The organism is Streptomyces xanthophaeus (assembly GCF_000725805.1).
In the GTDB taxonomy this organism is placed as follows: Bacteria; Actinomycetota; Actinomycetes; order Streptomycetales; family Streptomycetaceae; genus Streptomyces; species Streptomyces xanthophaeus.
This window is the reverse complement of record NZ_JOFT01000024.1, coordinates 75,067-95,790: the sequence shown is the minus strand read 5'-3', so window position 1 is coordinate 95,790 and position 20,724 is coordinate 75,067. Positions and strand designations below refer to the sequence as shown.

19 protein-coding genes and 5 tRNA genes are annotated in these 20,724 nt (G+C 73.0%); 15 read left to right on the top strand and 9 right to left on the bottom strand.

Features of this window, described 5'->3' with window-relative positions:
• Nucleotides 1-3: 3 nt before the first annotated feature.
• Complete coding sequence (locus IO30_RS0116500) at nucleotides 4-633, bottom strand: lysophospholipid acyltransferase family protein (protein WP_078904404.1); 630 nt, start codon at nucleotides 631-633, stop codon at nucleotides 4-6.
• A gap of 267 nt (nucleotides 634-900) precedes the next feature.
• Here IO30_RS0116500 and IO30_RS0116495 point away from each other — a divergent pair, with 267 nt between their 5' ends.
• From IO30_RS0116495 to IO30_RS0116485, 3 genes are all read left to right on the top strand, one after another.
• The gene (locus tag IO30_RS0116495) at nucleotides 901-2,061 is read left to right on the top strand and encodes a glycerophosphodiester phosphodiesterase (RefSeq protein WP_031143697.1); all 1,161 of its coding nucleotides are present in this window, start codon (nucleotides 901-903) and stop codon (nucleotides 2,059-2,061) included.
• Between the two features lie 74 nt (nucleotides 2,062-2,135).
• Nucleotides 2,136-2,711 (top strand): sigma-70 family RNA polymerase sigma factor, encoded by a 576-nt coding sequence (locus tag IO30_RS0116490; RefSeq protein ID WP_031143696.1) that lies wholly within the window; start codon nucleotides 2,136-2,138, stop codon nucleotides 2,709-2,711.
• A gap of 37 nt (nucleotides 2,712-2,748) precedes the next feature.
• On the top strand, nucleotides 2,749-3,255 hold the full coding sequence (locus tag IO30_RS0116485) for a GNAT family N-acetyltransferase (protein ID WP_031143694.1): 507 nt from the start codon (nucleotides 2,749-2,751) through the stop codon (nucleotides 3,253-3,255).
• A gap of 18 nt (nucleotides 3,256-3,273) precedes the next feature.
• Here the strand turns inward: IO30_RS0116485 and IO30_RS0116480 are convergent, their stop codons facing one another.
• Nucleotides 3,274-3,690, bottom strand: a complete 417-nt coding sequence (locus tag IO30_RS0116480) for a hypothetical protein (RefSeq protein ID WP_031143692.1) — start codon at nucleotides 3,688-3,690, stop codon at nucleotides 3,274-3,276.
• Nucleotides 3,683-4,051 carry a hypothetical protein gene (locus IO30_RS0116475; protein ID WP_031143690.1) on the bottom strand — a complete coding sequence of 123 codons (369 nt, stop codon included), beginning with the start codon at nucleotides 4,049-4,051 and terminating at the stop codon, nucleotides 3,683-3,685. Before IO30_RS0116475 ends, IO30_RS0116480 begins: the two co-directional genes overlap by 8 nt.
• Nucleotides 4,052-4,119: 68 nt before the next feature.
• On the opposite strand from IO30_RS0116475, the gene IO30_RS0116470 reads away from it, so the two are divergent.
• From IO30_RS0116470 to IO30_RS0116430, 9 genes are all read left to right on the top strand, one after another.
• A complete protein-coding gene (locus IO30_RS0116470) occupies nucleotides 4,120-4,767 on the top strand; it encodes an HAD-IA family hydrolase (protein WP_031143688.1) in 648 nt (215 codons plus the stop codon).
• A 399-nt stretch (nucleotides 4,768-5,166) separates the two neighbouring features.
• Complete coding sequence (locus IO30_RS0116465; RefSeq protein ID WP_031143686.1) at nucleotides 5,167-6,249, top strand: methionine ABC transporter ATP-binding protein; 1,083 nt, start codon at nucleotides 5,167-5,169, stop codon at nucleotides 6,247-6,249.
• Nucleotides 6,246-6,914: a methionine ABC transporter permease gene (locus IO30_RS0116460; RefSeq protein WP_031143684.1), complete on the top strand. Its 669-nt coding sequence runs from the start codon at nucleotides 6,246-6,248 to the stop codon at nucleotides 6,912-6,914. The genes IO30_RS0116465 and IO30_RS0116460 overlap by 4 nt, the downstream gene beginning before the upstream one ends.
• 119 nt (nucleotides 6,915-7,033) lie before the next feature.
• On the top strand, nucleotides 7,034-7,897 hold the full coding sequence (locus IO30_RS0116455; RefSeq protein ID WP_031143682.1) for a MetQ/NlpA family ABC transporter substrate-binding protein: 864 nt from the start codon (nucleotides 7,034-7,036) through the stop codon (nucleotides 7,895-7,897).
• Nucleotides 7,898-8,154: 257 nt separating this feature from the next.
• Nucleotides 8,155-8,844: a GNAT family N-acetyltransferase gene (locus IO30_RS0116450; RefSeq protein ID WP_031143681.1), complete on the top strand. Its 690-nt coding sequence runs from the start codon at nucleotides 8,155-8,157 to the stop codon at nucleotides 8,842-8,844.
• Between the two features lie 74 nt (nucleotides 8,845-8,918).
• Complete coding sequence (gene cbiE, locus IO30_RS0116445; RefSeq protein WP_031143679.1) at nucleotides 8,919-10,124, top strand: precorrin-6y C5,15-methyltransferase (decarboxylating) subunit CbiE; 1,206 nt, start codon at nucleotides 8,919-8,921, stop codon at nucleotides 10,122-10,124.
• A 262-nt stretch (nucleotides 10,125-10,386) separates the two neighbouring features.
• The gene (gene cobT, locus IO30_RS0116440) at nucleotides 10,387-13,752 is read left to right on the top strand and encodes a nicotinate-nucleotide--dimethylbenzimidazole phosphoribosyltransferase (protein ID WP_031143677.1); all 3,366 of its coding nucleotides are present in this window, start codon (nucleotides 10,387-10,389) and stop codon (nucleotides 13,750-13,752) included.
• A 685-nt stretch (nucleotides 13,753-14,437) separates the two neighbouring features.
• A complete protein-coding gene (cobA, locus tag IO30_RS0116435; RefSeq protein WP_031143675.1) occupies nucleotides 14,438-15,685 on the top strand; it encodes a uroporphyrinogen-III C-methyltransferase in 1,248 nt (415 codons plus the stop codon).
• Between the two features lie 42 nt (nucleotides 15,686-15,727).
• Nucleotides 15,728-16,549, top strand: a complete 822-nt coding sequence (locus IO30_RS0116430; RefSeq protein ID WP_031143673.1) for a TrmH family RNA methyltransferase — start codon at nucleotides 15,728-15,730, stop codon at nucleotides 16,547-16,549.
• Between the two features lie 10 nt (nucleotides 16,550-16,559).
• Here IO30_RS0116430 and IO30_RS0116425 read toward each other — a convergent pair whose 3' ends face one another.
• Complete coding sequence (locus IO30_RS0116425; RefSeq protein ID WP_078904405.1) at nucleotides 16,560-17,750, bottom strand: serine/threonine-protein kinase; 1,191 nt, start codon at nucleotides 17,748-17,750, stop codon at nucleotides 16,560-16,562.
• A gap of 552 nt (nucleotides 17,751-18,302) precedes the next feature.
• Between IO30_RS0116425 and IO30_RS0116420 the strand changes: the two genes are divergently transcribed.
• The 3 genes from IO30_RS0116420 (at nucleotide 18,303) to IO30_RS0116410 (ending at nucleotide 20,077) form a co-directional block, all read left to right on the top strand.
• Nucleotides 18,303-18,488 carry a hypothetical protein gene (locus tag IO30_RS0116420; protein ID WP_031143669.1) on the top strand — a complete coding sequence of 62 codons (186 nt, stop codon included), beginning with the start codon at nucleotides 18,303-18,305 and terminating at the stop codon, nucleotides 18,486-18,488.
• Between the two features lie 240 nt (nucleotides 18,489-18,728).
• The gene (locus IO30_RS0116415; RefSeq protein WP_078904394.1) at nucleotides 18,729-19,709 is read left to right on the top strand and encodes a phosphotransferase; all 981 of its coding nucleotides are present in this window, start codon (nucleotides 18,729-18,731) and stop codon (nucleotides 19,707-19,709) included.
• Nucleotides 19,710-19,774: 65 nt separating this feature from the next.
• A complete protein-coding gene (locus tag IO30_RS0116410) occupies nucleotides 19,775-20,077 on the top strand; it encodes a TFIIB-type zinc ribbon-containing protein (RefSeq protein WP_031143666.1) in 303 nt (100 codons plus the stop codon).
• 95 nt (nucleotides 20,078-20,172) lie between these two features.
• Here IO30_RS0116410 and IO30_RS0116405 read toward each other — a convergent pair.
• The 5 genes from IO30_RS0116405 to IO30_RS0116385 form a co-directional block, all read right to left on the bottom strand.
• Nucleotides 20,173-20,247: transfer RNA gene (locus tag IO30_RS0116405), tRNA-Val, on the bottom strand.
• A gap of 60 nt (nucleotides 20,248-20,307) precedes the next feature.
• Nucleotides 20,308-20,379: transfer RNA gene (locus IO30_RS0116400), tRNA-Val, on the bottom strand.
• A gap of 19 nt (nucleotides 20,380-20,398) precedes the next feature.
• Nucleotides 20,399-20,470: transfer RNA gene (locus tag IO30_RS0116395), tRNA-Val, on the bottom strand.
• Nucleotide 20,471: 1 nt separating this feature from the next.
• Nucleotides 20,472-20,545 (bottom strand) — tRNA-Cys (locus tag IO30_RS0116390).
• A 41-nt stretch (nucleotides 20,546-20,586) separates the two neighbouring features.
• Nucleotides 20,587-20,659 (bottom strand) — tRNA-Gly (locus tag IO30_RS0116385).
• Nucleotides 20,660-20,724 lie beyond the last annotated feature (65 nt).

Genomic DNA, 20,724 nt, shown 5'->3' with positions numbered 1-20,724 from the left:
CGGTCAGGCCGCCTTGGCCTTGGTTGCGTACATGTCCACGTACTCCTGGCCCGACAGCCGCATGACCTCGGCCATCACCGAGTCGGTGACGGCGCGCAGCACGTAGCGGTCGCGGTCCATGCCCTCGTAGCGGGAGAACTCCATCGGCTCGCCGAAGCGGACGGTGACGCGGCCGGGGCGCGGCATGCCGGCGCCGCCGGGCTGGAGCTTGTCGGTGCCGATCACGGCGAACGGGACCACGGGAGCGCCCGTCATCAGGGTCAGGCGGGCGATGCCGGTGCGGCCGCGGTAGAGACGGCCGTCGGGGGAGCGGGTGCCCTCGGGGTAGATGCCGAAGACCTTGCCCTCGTCGAGGATCCGGCGGCCGGTCATCAGGGCGGCGACCCCGCCGTTGGCCCCGTCCCGGTCGACGGGGATCATGCCCGAGCCCGTGAAGAACCACGCCATCAGGCGGCCCTTGAGGCCCTTGCCCGTCACGTACTCGTCCTTGCCGATGAAGTGGACCGTGCGGTCGCAGACCAGCGGCAGGATCATGGAGTCGATGAAGGTGAGGTGGTTGCCCGCCAAAATCACCGGCCCGGTGCCCGGAATGTTCTCGATGCCCTCGACGCGGGTGCGGAACATCATGCGCATGACGGGTCCGACAGTGGCTTTGATGAGCGCGGTACGGAACAACGTGAGCCCTCCGGCATCGAAAAGCGGCTTCGCACGACACGGTGGTAGTGCAGGTGAGGACGATACTCGCGGGTCCGGTCTGATCGCACATCGGGTTCACGCGGTGGATACGCAGTGTTGACGCGTGTTTCCGCCATGTTCCGTAGCGTCTCACCCAGCGGACACCCTGCGCTGCCTACGATCGCCACGCCGGATCGGCATCCATCAGGACGAGGAGTGGCACCCATGACGCAGGGCGGGGCAGCGCGGCGCACGGTACTGGGGGCGGCGGCACTGGCGGCGGGCGGAGGCCTCGCCGGACTCTCCGCGGGACCCGCCTCGGCCGCGGAGGCCGGGCGCGGGGGCGGGTTCCGGGACCTCCCCGTCCCGACGGTGATCGGCCACCGCGGCGCCAGCGGATACCGGCCGGAACACACCCTCGGCTCCTACCGGCTCGCGCTGGACCTGGGCGCCGACGTCGTCGAGCAGGACCTGGTCCCGACCCGAGACGGCCACCTGGTGTGCCGCCACGAGAACGAGATCGGGGGCACCACGGACGTCGCAGACCATCCGCGGTTCGCCTCGCGCCGCACCACCAAGTCCGTCGACGGGGTGGCGGTCACCGGCTGGTTCACCGAGGACTTCACGCTCGCCGAGCTCAAGACCCTGCGGGCGAAGGAACGTATCCCCGCCGTGCGCCAGCGCAACACCCTCTACGACGGCCGGTGGGAGGTGCCGACCTTCGAGGAGGTGCTCCGCTGGGCCGAGGACGAGGGCCGGCGGCGCGGCAAGCGGGTCTGGCTGCACGCCGAGACCAAGCACCCCACCTACTTCCGCTCGCTCGGCCTCGGTCTGGAGGAACCGCTCGCCCGGCTGCTGCGCCGCTACGGGCGCGACGGCCGCAACGGCGCCGTCTTCCTCCAGTCCTTCGAGCCCTCCAGCATCCAGCGGCTCGCACGGCTCGTCTCCGCGCCGCGCGTGGTCCTGCTCTCCGCCGCGAACACCCGCCCCTGGGACTTCGAACAGGCCAAGGACCCGCGTACGGTCGCGGACCTCGTCACGCCCGCGGGCCTGAAGTGGATCGCCGGCTTCGCCCAGGGCATCGGCCCGACGCTGGACCTCGTCATCCCCCGCGACGCACAGGGCCGGCTCGGCACGCCGACCACCCTGGTCAAGGACGCCCACGCCCGGGGGCTGCTGCTGCACCCCTACACCGCGCGCAACGAGAACAGCTTCCTGCCGGCCGAATACCGCAAGGGCACGGATCCGGCCGCGTACGGGGACGCCTTCGCCGCCTTGCGCACCTACTTCGAGCAGGGCATCGACGGGATCTTCACCGACAATCCGGACACCGGGCTGCTCGCGGCGGAAGCTTTCCGTCCGGGCCGTCGCCCCGTCAGTCCGTAGCGGGTGGCCCGTCGTACGGGTGTCCGGATCCCGGCGGGGAAACCGCCGGGACCGGCCCCCGCGTCCCGCCCGGCATGGACCTGCTGAAGGACTCCGACCTCCTGAACGAACTGGGCCCGCTGCTCTCCGCCGAGGCGGCCGCCGAGGCCCCGGGCACCGGAGTGGACGCGGCCGACCTGGAACAAGCCGTCTGGGTCAGGCTGCTGGAAGGCGACGGGCGCACCCCCGACACCGCCGATCCGGCCGAGCCCGCCCGCTGGCTGCGCCGGGCGGTGCGCGCCGAGGCCCGCCGCGCCCGCCGCCGTGCCCGCCGGGAGGTGGCCTACGACCACCGTCACCCCCATGCGGGCGCCCGCCGCGGGGCTGGCGCGGACAGTGCGGGCGCCGGGGCCGGCGCACCGGAGGCCGCGCTCCTGCACGGCGAGGAGAAGCGCGTGCTGCGCTCCGCAGTAGCCCGGTTGCCCGGACGGTGCCCGGAGCTGATGAAGGCACTTCTTTCGCCCAGAGACCTCACTTACCGTGAAATCGCAGGAGAGTTGGGTATCTCACAAGGAAGTTTGGGGCCCGTCCGTTCCCGTTGCCTGGGATGTCTGCGCAGAATGCTGGCTGCAGAGGTTGCAGCTCCTGGCCTGCGGGGAAAGGAGCGGTAGACCATCGGGCTACCAGGTGAGCGGGAGGCATGCGCACATGGGCATGAGCGTGACCATTTCGGCGGCGGCTGCCGAGGACGCTGAGCAGATCTTCAAACTGCAGTACCTGGCGTTCCAGCGCGAGGCCGAGCTGTACGGGAACTACCTGATCCAGCCGCTCACCCAGTCCCTGGACTCCCTCAAGGGCGAGCTCGCCACGGACACCGTGCTCGTGGCCCGTCTCGGCGACGAGGTCGTGGGCACCGTACGCGGCAGCGTCGACGAGGACGGCACGGGCAGGATCGCCAAGCTCTGTGTCCACCCGCGCCTGCAGGGCCACGGCCTCGGGGCCCGGCTGCTGCGCGCCGTCGAGGAGGCCCTCGCGGGCCACGGCGGTACCGCCCGGTTCCGCCTGCACACCGGGCACAAGAGCGAGTCCAACCTGCGCCTGTACCGCAAGGCGGGCTACACGCAGGTCGGCGGCCGTACGGCCTCCGACGGCGTACAGCTGGTGATCCTGGAGAAGGAAGCCAAGGACCCGACCGACTTCGCGGTCAGCGCCTGACGGTCGCCCCCCTGCGCGTCAGCGCTTCGCGCGCAGCCAGAGCATCCCGGTGATCGGCAGGATCACCGGGATGAACAGGTAGCCCATCCCGAATTCGGACCACACGGTCGCGTCGGGGAAGGCCTCCGGGCGGATCAGGGTCCAGGTGCCCACGACCAGTACGCCGGCCAGTTCGGCGCCGCAGCACAGCAGCGCCGCCTTGCGGGCCCGTTCCCCGCCGCGCACCAGCGAGTAGGTGATGAAGGCGTACGCCAGCGCCGCCGCCGCGGAGAGCGAGTACGCCAGCGGCGCCCGGTCGAACTCGGTGGACATCTGGTAGGCGGAACGTGATACCGCGCCCACCACCATCACCCCGTACAGCCAGACCAGCAGCAGTCCCGGCCCGGAGACCAGCCGCTTGCGCGCGGCGGGAGTGTCGGTCGTCGTGTCAGGCACCGGTCGTTCCCCAGATGTCGTAGAGCCGCACTTCGAGGACGGCGAGGACGACGGCGGCGGCGGCCACCGTCACGGAGCCCCACTTGGAGCGCTCGGTCAGCGAGAGCAGGCCGGCGGCCGGGATCGCCGCGAGGGCGCCCACCAGATAGGCCACGAAGATCACCGCGCCCTCGTCGGGCTCCCCGCCCTGCGCCAGCTTGACGATCCCCACCACCAGCTGGGCCAGGACCAGCACGGTCACCACGGCCATGCCGATGAAGTGCCAGTCCTTCGTCGGCTGGTCCCGCCAGGCGGCGTGGCCGCACCAGGCGGCGAGGGCGAGAGCGGCCACGCCGATCGCGAGCGTCAGGGCATCGAGCATGGAGCGAGACTATTACGGGCCCAAAGACCCGATGCGCGCACCCCTTGTTCCGCGCTTTGCTGGAAGCCATGAAACTGCACGCCGAAGCCCTCCTGTTCGACAACGACGGCACGCTCGTCTCCTCCATGGAATCGGTGCACCGCTGCTGGACCCGCTGGGCCCGGGAGTACGGGATCACCGACGAGGCGTTCGCCCGCGTCGAGCTCCACGGCCGCCCCGCCGCGGAGATCATCGCCGAGCTGCTGCCCGAGCCCGTACGGGCCGGGGCACTGGCCCGGATCGAGACCCTGGAGGTCGAGGACGTGGCCGGAGGCGTCCTCGTGCTCCCCGGCACCAAGGACCTGCTGTCCGCCCTGCCTCCGGGCCGCTGGGCGGTGGTGACCTCCGCCACCCGCCCGCTCGCCGAAGCCCGGCTGCGCGAGGCCGGCATCGACTGCCCGGAGCTGGTCGCCGCCGACGACATCACCCGGGGCAAGCCCGACCCCGGGCCCTTCCTGCTGGCGGCGGCCCGGCTGGGCGTCGACCCCGCCCGCTGCGTGGTCTTCGAGGACGCCCCGGCGGGACTTGCCGCAGGCCGGGCGGCCGGGATGCGGACCGTGGCCTTGACCACAACCCACCCTGCGGCCGAACTCGTCGCCGATGTGGTCGTAGGGGACCTCTCCGTCATATCCGTGCAGGTCACCGATGGCGGACTGGTGCTCACGACGGACGGCTGACGACGCCGGTGCTGTCCGGAATACGGTTGGAATCCGTCCGCTATCCGGACAGCGTTGATCGGTGAGGGAGTCGGTCTGGTTTACTTGGGCCCATGACCACGACGAGCAGCCGCACCCTTGCGACCGAGGCGACGATGACGCCCGGTGCTCGTTGTATGTGTCGAATGTGCGCCTTCTGAGGGCCCCTTTCCTGCGCCTCGCGCCCCGAAGCGAGACCTGCCGAGCCTCTCCGTCACCAACTGCCCAGCAGTGCGGACACGCTCCTGCCCCGCGCACGTGCCACCGTCGTCACCAGCCCGTCCCGTACGGGAAGACGGCCACGGCCCGTACCGCGTCCCCAGATGTTTGCCCCGTGCCCGGCACCCGCTGCGCCGTGCACTCGACAGCGACGGAAATCCTGTGATCACCACATCGGGCCTCACGAAGGTCTACCAGTCCCGTGGCCGCGAGGTCACCGCCCTGGACGGCGTCGACCTCCACGTCCGTGAGGGCGAGGTCTACGGAGTCATCGGCCAGAGCGGCGCCGGAAAGTCCTCCCTGATCCGCTGCGTGAACCTGCTGGAGCGCCCCACCACCGGCACCGTGACTGTCGACGGGGTCGACCTGACCGCCCTCGCCGGGCGCGGCCGCCGCGCCGGCAAGGAGCTCCGCGAGGCCCGCAGCCGGATCGGCATGGTCTTCCAGCACTTCAACCTGCTGTCCTCGCGCACCGTCCAGGGCAACATCGAGCTGCCCCTGGAGATCCTCGGGATCTCCGGACGCGAGCGCTCCCGCAAGGCCCTGGAACTCCTCGACCTCGTCGGCCTCTCCGACAAGGCCAAGGCCTACCCCACCCAGCTCTCCGGCGGCCAGAAGCAGCGCGTCGGCATCGCCCGCGCCCTGGCCGGCGACCCCAAGGTGCTGCTCTCCGACGAGGCCACCAGCGCCCTGGACCCCGAGACCACCCGCTCGATCCTCCAGCTCCTGCGCGACCTCAACCAGCAGCTCGGCCTGACCGTCCTGCTCATCACGCACGAGATGGACGTGGTCAAGTCGGTCTGCGACTCGGCCGCCCTGATGAAGAAGGGCCGCATCATCGAATCCGGCACCGTCGCCGAGCTGCTGGCCACCCCCGGCTCCGAGCTCGCGGGCGAACTCTTCCCGGTCAGCGGCGCCGCCACCGGACCCGACCACACGGTCCTCGACGTCACCTTCCACGGCGACGCCGCCACCCAGCCGGTCATCTCCCAGCTGTCGCGGACGTACAACATCGACATCTCGATCCTCGGCGCCGCGATGGACACCGTCGCGGGCAAGCAGATCGGCCGGATGCGCATCGAGCTCCCCGGCCGCTACGAGGAGAACGTCGTGCCCGTCGGGTTCCTGCGCGAGCAGGGCCTCCAGGTCGACGTCGTGGACGCCGCAGAGCCCGCAGACGCCGTCGGCCTCGACGACGAGCTCGACACCGAAATCGCCGCACTGGTCAAGGATGGTGCCAAGTGACCTGGTCCGAGATGCAGCCCCTGCTCAGCCAGGGCACCTTCGACACCCTCTACATGGTGCTGTGGTCCACCCTGGTGACCGTGCTCGGCGGACTGCCCATCGGCATCCTGCTGGTCCTCACCGACAAGGGCGGCCTGCTGCAGAACCAGCCGCTCAACAAGGTCCTCGGCGTGATAGTGAACATCGGCCGCTCGCTGCCGTTCATCATCCTGCTGATCTTCCTGATCCCCGTCACCACCGCGATCGTCGGCACCTTCATCGGCCCCACCGCCATGATCGTCCCGCTCGCCATCGGTGCCATCCCCTTCTTCGCCCGGCTCGTCGAGACCTCCGTCCGCGAGGTGGACCACGGCCTGGTCGAGGCCGTCGAGTCCATGGGCGGCTCCGTGCCCACCCTGGTCGGCAAGGTGCTCCTCCCGCAGGCCCTGCCCTCCCTGGTCGCCGGCGTCACCACCACGGTCATCACCCTGGTCGGCTACTCCGCCATGGCGGGCGCGGTCGGCGGCGAAGGCCTCGGCTCCAAGGCCATCACCTACGGCTTCCAGCGCTTCGAGACCGGCTTCATGGTCGCCACCGTCGTGGTCCTCGTCGTGATCGTCACGGTGATCCAGCTGATCGGCGACGGCGTGGTACGCCTCCTCGCCCGGCGCGGCCGCACAGCCTGAACGGGTGCGGGCCGACCGCACCGTTCCCCCTCCGATTTCCCCAGCAGAGCCCGCACTTGTCGTGCTTGGGCCACCACCAGCAAGTCTCAGGTACTTGTTCAGCTAGAAAGGCACTCTTCGTGCGTAAGAACATCAAGCTCACCGCCCTCGCCGCCACCGCGTCCGCGCTCGTCCTCGGCCTCAGCGCCTGCGGCAGCTCCTCGGACCCGTCCTCCACCAAGGCCGACGGCGGCAAGGTCGACGAGAGCAAGCCGCTGGTCATCGCGGCCTCCCCGAGCCCGCACGCCGACATCCTGAACTTCGTCAAGGACAAGCTCGCGGCGAAGGAGGGCCTCAAGCTCGAGGTCAAGGAGTTCACGGACTACGTCCTGCCGAACACCGCCACCGAGCAGGGCCAGGTCGACGCCAACTACTTCCAGCACAAGCCGTACCTCGACGACTTCAACAAGAAGAACGGCACGCACATCGTGCCCGTCGTGAACGTGCACCTGGAGCCCCTCGGCCTCTACTCCAAGAAGGTCAAGGCCCTCACCGACATCAAGGCCGGCCAGACCATCGCCGTCCCCAACGACACCACCAACGAGGGCCGCGCGCTCCAGCTGCTGGCCGCGAACAACCTGATCACCCTCAAGGAGGGCGTCGGCACCAGCGCCAAGCTGTCCGACATCACCGACAAGAAGGGCCTGGAGTTCAAGGAGCTGGAGGCCGCCACGGTCCCGCGCGCCCTGAACGACGTGGACGCCGCCGTCATCAACGGCAACTACGCCCTCGAGGCCAAGCTCTCGCCCGCCAAGGACGCCCTGATCCTGGAGAAGGCCGAGGGCAACCCCTACGCCAACTTCCTCGCGGTCAAGGAGGGCAACCAGGACGACCCGCGGATCCAGAAGCTCGCCAAGCTCCTGAACTCCGACGACGTCAAGAAGTTCATCGAGGAGAAGTACCAGGGCTCGGTCACCGCGGCCTTCGGCACCCCCGCCTCCTGAACCACCCGGCCCGCCCCCCTGCGGCGGGTCCCGGCCCTGAACACGCCCTCGTACACGGCCCCGAGCCCGGCCCCGCACGCCCCGTCGGCGCGCGGGGCCGGGCTCTGCCCGCTTCCGGGCAACCCGGCCATGCACACCACCCGGCCGATGCTGCATGCTGTGGCCTACGACCCGCGCGGACACCTCTGCACAAACGGTCCCGCACCGCGGTCGCATCGCATCACGGTCGCACCACGGTCCCAGGCTTGGAGCTGCGCATGACTACCACCTTCCCGGACGTCACCATCAGCACGGACCGGCTGGTGCTGCGCCCCTTCGAGGAGGAGGACGTCACCGCGCTGACCGAGATGATGAACGACGAGCACGTCACCGCGTGGACCAGCGCGCCCCACCCCTACACCCAGGCCCACGCCCACCGTTGGGTCACCCGCGGATCCCACGCCGAACGCACCGAGGGCCGCGGCATCGTGTTCGCCGTCACCGAGTTCCTCACCCAGCGCCTCGTCGGCGTCGTCCACCTCCAGAACACCAACTGGCGCACCCGCTCCACCGAAGCGGCCTACGTCACCGCCCCCTGGGCCCGCGGCGAGGGCTACGCCAGCGAGTCCGTGCTCGCCGTGGCCCGCTGGCTCTTCCGCGACCAGGGCTTCGAACGCCTCGAACTGCGCACCGCCGCCGACAACACCGCCTCCCAGCAGGTGGCCCAGAAGATCGGCTGCATCAGCGAAGGCGTCCTGCGCAACGCGTGGATAGTGCGCATCCAGACGGCAGACGGCAGCTGGACCGACACCCGTACCGACCTCATCGTCTGGAGCCTCGTCCCCGAGGACCTGGAAGACCTCGACGACGACGCCGGCTACGACGGCTACAACGGCTTCGAGGACGAGTACTCCTACGGTCAGCGGGCCGACGCGCACGGCCACCGCGTCGGCGCCGACCGGACCTGACCGACCCGATGACCAGGTAGTCTCACCGTGCCCGCACCCTCCCCGCCTGCCCCCACTCCAGGAGACTGACGAAGATGGCCGACCGGGTCACGGTGATCGGCTGGGACGGCTCCCCCCTGACCGAGGCCGCCCGGTCCGCGCTCTCCGCCGCCACCCTGGTGGCCGGCGCGGCCCACCACCTCGCGCTCCCCGAGGTCCCGCCCACCGCCGAACGCATCCGCCTCGGCAGCCTGGGCCTCGCCGCGAGCCGCATCGCCGGGCACCGCGGCACCGCCGTCGTCCTCGCCGACGGCGACCCCGGCTTCTTCGGCGTCGTACGCACCCTGCGCGCCCCCGAGCACGGCCTCGAAGTCGAAGTGGTCCCCGCAGTCTCGGCCGTGGCCGCCGCCTTCGCCCGCGCCGGAATGCCCTGGGACGACGCCCAGGTGGTCGTCGCCCACCCCCGCACCCTGCGCCGCGCCGTCAACGTCTGCCGCGCCCACGGCAAGGTCGCCGTCCTCACCTCGCCCGGGGCGGGCCCCGCCGAACTCGCCCTGCTCCTCGGCGGAATCCACCGCACCTTCGTCATCTGCGAGGAACTCGGCACCGACCGGGAACAGGTGAGCGTCCTGACCTCGGACAAGGCCGCCGACCACACCTGGCGCGACCCGAACGTCGTCATCGTCATCGGCGGCGCAGGACAGACCGCCACCGCCGACCCGGGCTGGCTGCTCGGCCAGGGCCCGGCCCACTCCGCCGGCCGCGGCTGGGCCCGGCCGCGCCCCGAACCCGGCGGCGAGGGGCAGTCCGCGCAGCTGCGCGCCGCACAGCTCGCCCGGCTCGGCCCGCGCACCGGCGACCTAGTCTGGGACATCGGCGCCGGCAGCGGCGCCTTCGCCGTGGACGCCGCGGCCTTCGGAGCCGCCGTCATCGCGGTCGACGCCGACCCGCTCGCCTGCGAACAGGTGACGGCCGCCGCCCGCAAGCGGGGAGTACAGCTCCAGACCGTCGCCGGGCGTGCCCCGTACGTGCTGGAGGACCTGCCCGAGCCGGACGTCGTACGCGTCGGCGGCGGGGGAGCCGAGGTGGTCGCGGCCGTCGCCGACCGCCGCCCCGAACGGATCGTCAGCCACGCCTCCACGCGCGACGAGGCGGAGGCCATCGGCCGGGTACTCACCGAACACGGGTACGCCGTCGAGTGCGCCCTGCTCCAGTCCGTCGGCCTCGACACCCGCACCTGGGCCGAACAGGACCGTTCCGTCGTCTTCCTGCTGGCAGCGGAACGCCCCCTGACCCGCTGAGACGGGGGCCGGGGTAGGCTGGCCGATCGTCGTACCGCACCGGACGTTTCGGGCACCGCGACACCGCACGGACGCGCGACGTGGCGCAGTCCACAGCGGACCGTGTCGGTAATGGCCGCCGCGGTGGCGAACGGGCGCGACAATGCTTAGTGGTTGTCGTGCGGGCACGTGCGAGACGAAGGCGTCTCACGGCAACTCTGCACGGCGCCCTCGTGGGCTGCCGGGCGATCGAAGAGGCAACACCGATGGGCGAGGGGTACGCATGACTGACACCGGCCAGGTCCCGGGCGAGGGTCACCCGGACAATGCGGGCATGGTGGATCAGCAGGGCATCCCCGCTCCCGGCCAGCTGCCGCCGCCGCTCCCGGCCGGCTACGCGTTCCAGGACCTCGTGGACGACCCGGCCGGTCCGGAGGACGAGGAACTGCTGCTGATGCCGAGCAGCCAGGGTGCCTGGAGCGACCCGCAGATCGTCCCGCCCGCCCCCGCCTTCCCGGTCGAGCCCCCGCTGGGCGAGCTGCCGCACTACACGGACGCGCCCTACGGCGGCGGTTCCGCGTACCCGGAGGCCCCGGCGGCGTACGCCGAGCCCGCGGGCTACGCCGACTTCCCGCAGCCCGCCTTCCCCGACGCCTCCTACATGGCCGGCGCCCACGAGGCGGGCGGCCGTGACTCCGGCGCGCTCGACCTGGGCGGGCTGGTGCCCCCGCAGGCCGTTCCGGCCGCGCCGACGGCGCCCGCGGCTCCGGCCCGGCGCCCGCTGCACATGGGCCCGCCCGTGCCCGAGGCCACCGGCGGCGTCGTACGTTCCCTCGCGGACCGCGGTCCCGCCGCGGCCCCCGCCCAGGCGGCCGCTGCGGCCCCGGCTCCGGTCCAGCCCGGCCCGCTGGTCTCGGCGCTGAGCACCCCGGTCACGCCGGTCCGCCACGCGGGTCCGCCCACCACCGGGCCCGAGTACCTCGACATCCCGCGGGCCGAGGTGCCGCCGCAGGCCGGTGAGCCGTGGGCGCCGGAGCCGGTTCCCGCCGCCCCGCCGTTCCCCGCGCCCTTCCCCGGCCCCGAGGACGCTCCCGTAGCCGTGCCCGCCGCCGTCGGGGCGCCCGAGCCCGTGCAGTTCGCCGCCGAGCCCGAGCCGCTCCCCGTGGCGCCCGAGCCGGTGCCGGCCGAAGCCGTGGCCCAGTCCGTGCAGCCGGAGCCGGTGCCTGCGCCGGAGCCGGTCCAGGCGGAGCCGGCCCTGCCCGAAGCGGCGCAGCCCGAGCTCGTCCAGCCCGAACCCGTGCAGCCGGAAGCCGTGCAGCCGGAAGCCGTTCAGCCCGGGCCGGAGCCCGTGCCCGTGGTGGCCGAAGCCGTACAGCCCGCGCCCGGCGAGGCCGAGCCCTTCCCGCCGGTTCCCGCGGAGCCCGCGGTGGCCGCCGAGCCGGTGTTCGAGCAGCCGCCGGCGCAGCCTGAGCCCGTCGTGGCCGAACCGGCCCCCGCCGACCAGGCGCAGCCCCTCCTGGCCGCGGCCGAGCCCCTCCCGGCGCAGCCGCCGGCGGTCCAGCCCGAGCCCGTCCAGCCCGAGCCCGTCCAGGCAGTGGCCGAGCCCCAGTCCCAGCCCGTCGTCGCCGTGCCCGCCGAGGCGGCCCCCGCGGCCGAGCCCGCCCCCGCGGAGGTGTCCGAGCCGGTCCAGGCCGAGCCCGCCCCGGCCGTGGCCGAGACGCCTGAGGCCGTCGCGTTGCAGCCGACCGCAGCCGAAGCCGCCGAGCCGGTGTCCGCCCCGGAGCCGGAGCAGCCCGTAGCGGCCGCCCCCGCCCCCGCAGCGGAAGCCGTCGAGCCGCTGCCCGCCGAGGCGGCCGAGGTGTCCGAGGGGCCCGCCGAAGCCCTGCCCGGGGCGGATGCGCCCGAGTACTCCGCGGGCGAAGCCGCCCCCGGCTACGCCGACGCCGAGCGCGAGGCCGTCCTGCGCGTCATGCGCGAGCGCCGTGACATCCGCAAGGGCTTCCGCACCGACCCGATCCCGCACGAGGTGCTCCTGCGCGTCCTGGAGGCGGCCCACACGGCGCCCAGCGTCGGGCACTCGCAGCCCTGGGACTTCGTCGTCATCAAGTCGGCCGAGACCCGCCGGACCATGCACGAGCTCGCCCAGCGCCAGCGCGAGGCCTACGCGAAGTCCCTGCCCAAGGGGCGGGCGAAGCAGTTCAAGGAACTCAAGATCGAGGCCATCCTCGACACCCCGGTGAACATCGTCGTCACCGCCGACCCCACCCGGGGCGGGCGCCACACCCTCGGCCGGCACACCCAGCCGCAGATGGCCCCGTACTCCTCGGCCCTCGCCGTCGAGAACCTCTGGCTCGCCGCCCGCGCCGAGGGCCTCGGCGTCGGCTGGGTCAGCTTCTTCGACGAGCGCGAGATGGTCCGCGAGCTGGGCCTGCCGGAACACCTGGAGGTCGTCGCGTACCTGTGCGTCGGCTACGTCGACGAGTTCCCGGACGAGCCCGAGCTCGCGCAGGCGGGCTGGTCCCAGCGCAGGCCGCTGTCGTGGGTCGTGCACGAGGAGACGTACGGCCGCCGCGCGCTGCCCGGCGAGGAGCCGCACGACCTGCTCTCCGAGACGGTCGCCAGCATCCGGCCGCTCGACGCCAAGGCGCTCGGCGAGGCCTGGGAGCGGCAGAAGCGCATGACGAAGCCCGCCGGGGCCCTCGGCATGCTGGAGATCATCTCGGCGCAGCTCTCCGGGCTGTCCCGGGTCTGCCCGCCGCCGATCCCGGAGCCCGCGGCCGTCGCGATCTTCGCCGGTGACCACGGGGTGCACGCCCAGGGCGTCACGCCGTGGCCGCAGGAGGTCACCACGCAGATGGTGGCCAACTTCCTCGGGGGCGGCGCGGTCTGCAACGCCTTCGCCAACCAGGTCGGCGCCGAGGTCTGTGTGATCGACGTCGGTGTGGCCGGGGACCTGCCCGCCACTCCCGGCCTGCTCCCGCGCAAGGTCCGCCCGGGCACCGCCGACCTCTCGGTGGGCCCGGCGATGACCCGCGAAGAGGCCGTCGCGGCCATCGAGGTGGGCATCGAGACCGCCCGCGACCTGGTCGCGGCGGGCAACAAGGCACTGCTCACCGGTGAGATGGGCATCGCGAACACCACGGTGTCGGCGGCCCTGATCTCGGTCTTCACCGGGGTCGACCCCGCCGAGGTCACCGGCCGCGGCACGGGCATCAACGACGAGACCCACGCCCGCAAGGTCGAGGTCGTCCGCCGCGCCCTGGAGCTCCACCAGCCCGACCCGGCCGACCCGATCGGCGTCCTCGCGGCGATCGGCGGCCTGGAGCACGCGGCGATCGTGGGCCTCCTGCTGGGCGGCGCCTCGCTCCGGACCCCGGTGATCCTGGACGGCGTCAGCGCGGGCGCTGCCGCCCTGGTGGCCCGGGCCATCGCCCCGGAGTCCCTGTCGGCGTGCATCGCGGGTCACCGCAGCGCGGAGCCGGGGCACGTGGCGGCCCTGAACAAGCTCGGCCTGCGCCCCCTCGTCGACCTGGACCTGCGCCTGGGCGAGGGCACGGGCGCACTGCTGGCCCTGCCCCTGGTCCAGAGCGCGGCCCGTGCGATGCACGAGGTCGCGACCTTCGACTCGGCGGGCGTCACCGAGAAGTGACCCGGCCAGGAGAGGCGGCGCCGCGCGGCGCCGCCTCCCCGGGACCCCGGGCCCCACGCCCCCGAACCGGCCCGACGGACGGCCTCACGGACCGGCCTCGGACCGGCGGACGGACGGCTACGGGCGTGACACGGCACCGGCTCAGGGCTCCGAACCGGACCGGCCCACGGCGGGCCTTCGGCCGGGTCCACGGACCGGCCCACGGCCGGGCTCAAGGACCAGCCCACGAGCAGGCCCGGACCGGTCCTCGGACCGGCGGACGGACGGCTACGGGCGTGACACGGCACCGGCTCAGGGCCCCGGACCGGCCCACGGCCAGCCTTCGGGCGGGTCCACGGACCGGCCTACGGGCGGGCGAGGGACTGGTCCACGGACCGGCCTGCGGGCGGGCTCACGGACCAGCCCACGGGCAGGCCAGGGACTGGTCGGGATCGGCCCACGGGCGGGCCCGGGACCGGCCCTCGGGCGGGTTCACGACCGGCCGAACCCTGGCCTAGGGGTCGGCCAAGGCCCGGCCCAGGGACCGGCCGAAGCCCGGCCCGCGGGCCGGCGGAGCCCCGGTCCGCGCCCCCGCGAGGCCCGCGCCGTATGGTGGACCCGCAGCAAGAACCCGCACGTCAGCACCCCGCCGCTCCAGAGCCGCAGCGGCAAGACAGAACGACTGCCGCATCAGGAGCGCACCGCCATGGCCGAACACCCCGCGTACCCCGTCGGTCTCCGACTCGCCGGCCGCCGCGTCGTCGTCATCGGCGGCGGCCAGGTCGCCCAGCGGCGCCTCCCCGCCCTCATCGCGGCCGGCGCCGACGTCCTGCTCATCTCGCCCTCGGCCACCCCCTCCGTGGACGCCATGGCGGAGACCGGCGAGATCCGCTGGGAGCGGCGCCGCTACGAGGACGGCGACCTGGCCGGAGCCTGGTACGCGCTGATCGCCACCCAGAACCGCGAGGACAACGAGCGCGCCTCCGCCGAGGCCGAGCGCGAGCGCGTCTGGTGCGTCCGCGCCGACGACGCCTCCGCCGCCACCGCCTGGACCCCCGCGACCGGCCGCAGCGAGGGCGTCACCATCGCCGTGCTCACCGGCAACGACCCGCGCCGGTCCGCCGCCGTACGCGACGCCGTCGTCGAGGGCCTGCGCGAGGGCACCCTCACCGCGCCCGCCCACCGCCGCACCAGCACCCCCGGCGTCTCCCTCGTCGGCGGCGGCCCCGGCGACCCCGACCTGATCACGGTCCGCGGCAGGCGCCTGCTCGCCGAGGCCGACGTCGTCATCGCCGACCGCCTCGGCCCCCGCGACCTGCTCGACGAGCTCCCGCCGCACGTCGAGGTCATCGACGCGGCGAAGATCCCGTACGGCCGGTTCATGGCCCAGGAGGCCATCAACAACGCGCTGATCGAGCACGCCAAGGCCGGCAAGGCCGTGGTCCGCCTCAAGGGCGGGGACCCGTACGTCTTCGGCCGCGGCATGGAGGAGCTCCAGGCCCTCGCCGAGGCCGGTATCCCCTGCACCGTCGTCCCCGGCATCTCCAGCTCCATCTCGGTGCCCGGAGCCGCCGGCATCCCCGTCACCCACCGCGGCGTGGCCCACGAGTTCACCGTGGTCAGCGGGCACGTCGGACCCGACGACCCGCGCTCCCTCGTGGACTGGGCCTCCCTGGCGAAGCTCACCGGCACCCTGGTGATCCTCATGGGCGTCGACAAGATCGGCCTGATCGCCGAGGCCCTGGTCCGCCACGGCCGCGCCGCCGGGACCCCGGTCGCCGTCATCCAGGAGGGCACCACCGCCACCCAGCGCCGGGTGGACGCCACCTTGGCCACGGTCGGCGAGACCGTCCGGGCCGAGGAGGTCCGTCCGCCGGCCGTCATCGTCATCGGCGAGGTCGTCCGGGTCAACACCCCCGACACCCCCGACACCCTCACCGGCACCAGCGCCTGACAGGCCGTTGGCACCACACCCAGGACAAGGCAGTATCACCCTGTGGCTGATCTCATCACCGTCGAGGACCCCGACGACCCGCGCCTGCGCGACTACACGGGCCTGACCGACGTCGAACTCCGGCGCCGGCGCGAGCCCGCCGAAGGCCTTTTCATCGCCGAGGGCGAGAAGGTCATCAGACGCGCCAAGGACGCCGGCTACGAGATGCGCTCCATGCTGCTCTCCGCCAAGTGGGTCGACGTCATGCGCGACGTCATCGACGAGCTCCCGGCCCCGGTCTACGCCGTCAGCCCGGAGCTCGCCGAACGCGTCACCGGCTACCACGTGCACCGCGGGGCCCTCGCCTCCATGCAGCGCAAGCCGCTGCCCACGGCCGAGGAACTGCTCGCCACCACCCGGCGCGTGGTCATCATGGAAGCCGTCAACGACCACACCAACATCGGGGCCATCTTCCGCAGCGCCGCCGCCCTCGGCATGGACGCGGTGCTGCTCTCCCCGGACTGCGCGGACCCGCTCTACCGCCGTTCCGTGAAGGTCTCCATGGGCGCGGTCTTCTCCGTCCCCTACGCACGCCTCGACGCGTGGCCCAAGGGGCTGGACTCGGTCCGCGAGGCGGGCTTCAAGCTGCTCGCCCTCACCCCGCACCAGAAGGCCTCGCCGATCGACGTGGCCGCGCCCCAGTCCCTGGAGCGGGTCGCGCTGATGCTCGGGGCGGAGGGCGACGGCCTGTCCACGCAGGCCCTGGTCGCCGCCGACGAGTGGGTACGCATCCCCATGGCGCACGGCGTGGACTCGCTGAACGTCGGCGCGGCCGCGGCCGTCGCCTTCTACGCCGTCGCCCAGGGCCGCACCCCGATCGCCTGAGAAGCCTCCGCTAGAGCTTCTGGGCCGCCGCGATGCCCAGCGCCACGATCAGCGTCACCACGACGAACACGATCAGGCGCTGGCGCATCAGCTTCGGGTCCGGCCGCGACGGCCGCCGCCCCGTCCCCGTCGTCCGGGGTGCCGGGCGGCCGCCCGTACGCCCCGCCGTAGGCCGCGACGAGGGCCCGCCCGGGTTGCGCGAGGACGAGGGCCGCGAGTGCGGTCCGCTCTGCGGGCCGCCCTGGGTCCGGGGCGTGGCGGGGGCGCCGGGGCGGCGCTCCGTCTGCTGGTCGGCGTACAGGTCGCCGGCCTCGGGGAGCCGTCCGGTGGGCCGCTCCGCACGGACCCGCTGGGCCGGCGGGCGTCCGTCGGAGAGCCCCTGCGCCTCGCGGGCCGCGATCTCCTTCAGCCGCATCGACAGCTGGAGCGTGCTCGGCCGCTCCTCCGGGTCCTTGGCCAGGCAGGCCCGTACGAGGGGCGCCAGCGCGTCCGGGACCCCCACCAGGTGGGGCTCCTCGTGCACGACCCGGTACAGCATGACCTCGGAACTGCCGTGGCCGAAGGGGGAGTCCGCGGTCGCCGCGTAGGCGAGGGTGGCGCCGAGGGCGAACACGTCGGTCGCGGGGGTGACGATCGCGCCGCGCACCTGTTCGGGCGCCAGGAAGCCGGGGGAGCCGACGGCCGTGCCGACGTGCGTCAGGGTGCTGGCACCGGTGGCCCAGGCGATCCCGAAGTCGATGATGCGCGGGCCCTTGGGGGACAGCAGGATGTTCGAGGGCTTGAGGTCCCGGTGGACCACCCCCGCCTCGTGCACGGCGACCAGACCCTCGGAGAGCGCGGCGCCGATCGCGGCGATCTGCACGGCGGTCAGGGGGCCTTCCTCGGCCACCTTGTCGTGCAGGGAAGGCCCGGGGACGTACTGGGTGGCGAACCAAGGCCGCTCGGCCTCCAGGTCCGCCGCCACCAGGCGGGCGGTGCACCCGCCCCGGATCCGCCGGGCCGCCGACACCTCGCGGGCGAACCGCGAACGGAACTCCTGGTCCTCGGCCAGGTCCGGCCGGATCACCTTGAGGGCGACCCGCTGCCCGCGCCGGTCCGATCCCAGGTAGACCACGCCCATGCCGCCGGCGCCGAGCCGGCGGTGCAGTCTGAACGAGCCGACGACACGCGGGTCCTCGCGCCGGAGCCGCATCATCGCCATGTCCACCCCGCTGACCGGTCGTCCTGTTGACGTGGCACAGCTTACGGACGATCCGCCATGCGCGCTCAGAGGCCGCGCCCTCGCCCGGAGATTCGATCGTCAGTGCGGGGCAGTCCACTTGAGGGATCCTCAAGTCCCCCGGACGATACTGGGACGGCAAGGCCGAACGGTGCCAAAGCCCCCTGAAATCAAGGTCATTGACCCCGGCATCGGGCCCTTTCGCCGGGCGGGGGCGGACCGTACGGCCCCGACAGCCGGATCGATCTTGCAGGTGGACCGTACGAGGACACGCATGAACAGGGAGTGACGGAAGTGAGTGAAGTCACTACCCTCCGGTCATCCCCTCCGGGAAGACCCCGAGCGCGGGCCAGCGGTCTCCACCCAGGGGAGTACACGAAGGTGGCCCCGTCATCCTCCCGGAGGCCCGTGAAGGGGTACGAGGGCATGAGGCCAGGGGCCGTCCACACGCCTAGTGTTGAAGACAAGCGGCGGGCGGAGCACTCGTCCCCCGAGGTCACAAACCCGCCGCTGCCAAACGACAGGGAGAGGACCATGGCGGACATCGCACGGCAGGGACGCAAGGCATTCGCGTTCAACGGCCATGAGTCCGGCACGCGCCACCCGCTGGTGGCCGCGGCCATGGTGCTCCCCCTGGCCGCCGTACTGCTGTTCCTCTTCGGAGGCTTCGAGCAGGTGGCGGCGCAGGCGTCGTCCGTGGGGCTGATGCTGGGGCGCTGAGCGGCGCCCCGTACCCGGGAGAGCGGCCCGGGTACGTGTCATCGGCCCGTCAGCCCCGTGGGGACGGGGGTGAAACGGACGGCAGGTGAAGGGTGCTGCCCGTACGGCTGGGGAGTCGGACGGGCAGCACCCTTTTTTTCATGCCCTCGGGCCCCGCGTAGGCTCGTGCCGCACGAGAGGGAGGCGCACGCCGACGGGGGAGGGGGCCTGGTTCCGCTGGAGCGACGAGCCGTTCGAGACGTGGGCGCGAGCGCGGGCTCCGACGCCCTGCCCGCCGCGCTCGCGGCCTGGTACGCCGCGGGCCCCGGCCCCGGCCCCGCGGCGCACCAGGTGCTCGCCGACCGGGAAGACGGGACCGTGGTGCGCTGCGGCGGGACCGTGGCCAAGGCCCATGCCGCGGACGCCGACCGGGAGGCCCTCGCGGTGCGGCTGCGGATCGCCGGGCACCCCGCGCTCGCCGGGGTGCTGCTGCCCCCGCTGCGCACCGCGGCCGGGTCCCTGCGGGGACGGCCCGTGTCGCTGTGGCCCTACGGGAGCCCGGTCGACCCGGAGCGCCCCGAGGACGCCCCCTGGGAGGCCGTGGCCCGGCTGCTGGCGGCCCTGCACCGGGTTCCCCCCGGCTCCCTACCCGGCCCGGTCCCGCCGATGCGCGGCCCGGCCAAGCTCGCCCGCGCCCTGGACCGCCTGGCGCGGGCCGTCCCGCAGCCGTCCCGCCCCGCAGGGCCGGGGGAGGCCGACGCCGACGCCGTACGGGCCGCCGCGCGCACCCTGCCCGCCTGGGCCCGGGGCGGTGCCGTGGCGCCTCCCGGCGGGGGACTGTGCCACGGGGACCTGCACCTCGGGCAGCTGGTGCGCCACCCCGCCCCGGACGGGCCCTGGCTCCTCATCGACGTCGACGACCTCGGGGCCGGCCTCCAGGCGTGGGACCTCGCCCGCCCCGCGGCCTGGTACGCCGCAGGGCTGCTCGACACCGGGACCTGGCTGCGCTTCCTGGACGCCTACCGCGGCGCCGGGGGTCCGGCGGCCGGTGCGCCCGGCGCCGACCCGTGGCCGGAACTGGACCTCGCCGCCCGCGCGCTCACCGTGCAGAGCGCCGCCCTGGCGCTGGCGAAGGCTGCGGAGGCGGGCCGTCGACTCGAAGAGGTGGAGCGGCTGATGGTGGACGCCTGCGCCCGAATTGCGGCCCTCCCGGCCGACTTGAACTCCGTGTCCCCGTCGTAGGGTGAGCTTCCCGTCATCGGGCATGCATCCGATGGCGATGTCCACGGCGAGGAGTTGATCCGGTCATGCAGTGTCCGAAGTGCCACGCGGCGATGCACACCTACAACCGCAACGGTGTCCAGATAGAGCAGTGCAGCGGCTGCCGGGGGATCTTCCTCGACTACGGCGAGCTGGAGGCGCTGACCCGCCTGGAGTCCCAGTACACGGCGCAGCAGTACGGTCAGGTCCCCCCGTCGGCCGCGCCCCCGGCGCCCTACCCGGCCCCGCACGCGGCCCCGGCTCCCGCCTGGGGCGCCCCGCACCACGGCGGCCACGGCCATCACGGTCAGCACCGCGGAGGCTTCGGCCGGATGCTCTTCTCCTCCTGAGGCGCTTAGGCGCTGAGGCGCTGGGCCGCTGGGGCGTCGAGGCGCACCCGGGCACGACAGAAGCCCCGGCCGTGGTGACGGCCGGGGCTTCCGGGTGGTGCGCGATACTGGGATTGAACCAGTGACCTCTTCCGTGTCAGGGAAGCGCTCTCCCGCTGAGCTAATCGCGCGGGCTCCACGGCTTGGAAGCCGCAGATCAAGCAGGTGGTGCAGGTCTTGCGAGTGCTGCGTGCGCGATACTGGGATTGAACCAGTGACCTCTTCCGTGTCAGGGAAGCGCTCTCCCGCTGAGCTAATCGCGCGGGGATCCTTGCGGATCAGTGGACGATACTGGGATTGAACCAGTGACCTCTTCCGTGTCAGGGAAGCGCTCTCCCGCTGAGCTAATCGTCCTTGGAGGTGGAGACGGGATTTGAACCCGTGTAGACGGCTTTGCAGGCCGTTGCCTCGCCTCTCGGCCACTCCACCATGGAGCTGCAGGGGTTCTCGGGAAGAAATCCCCCACTTCGAGCGGACGACGAGACTCGAACTCGCGACATCCACCTTGGCAAGGTGGTGCTCTACCAACTGAGCTACGTCCGCAGGTCACCGTGTTCGCTCCGGGGTTTTCCCCTTCGCTCCCTGGCGACGTGTTGAACTCTAGCGGA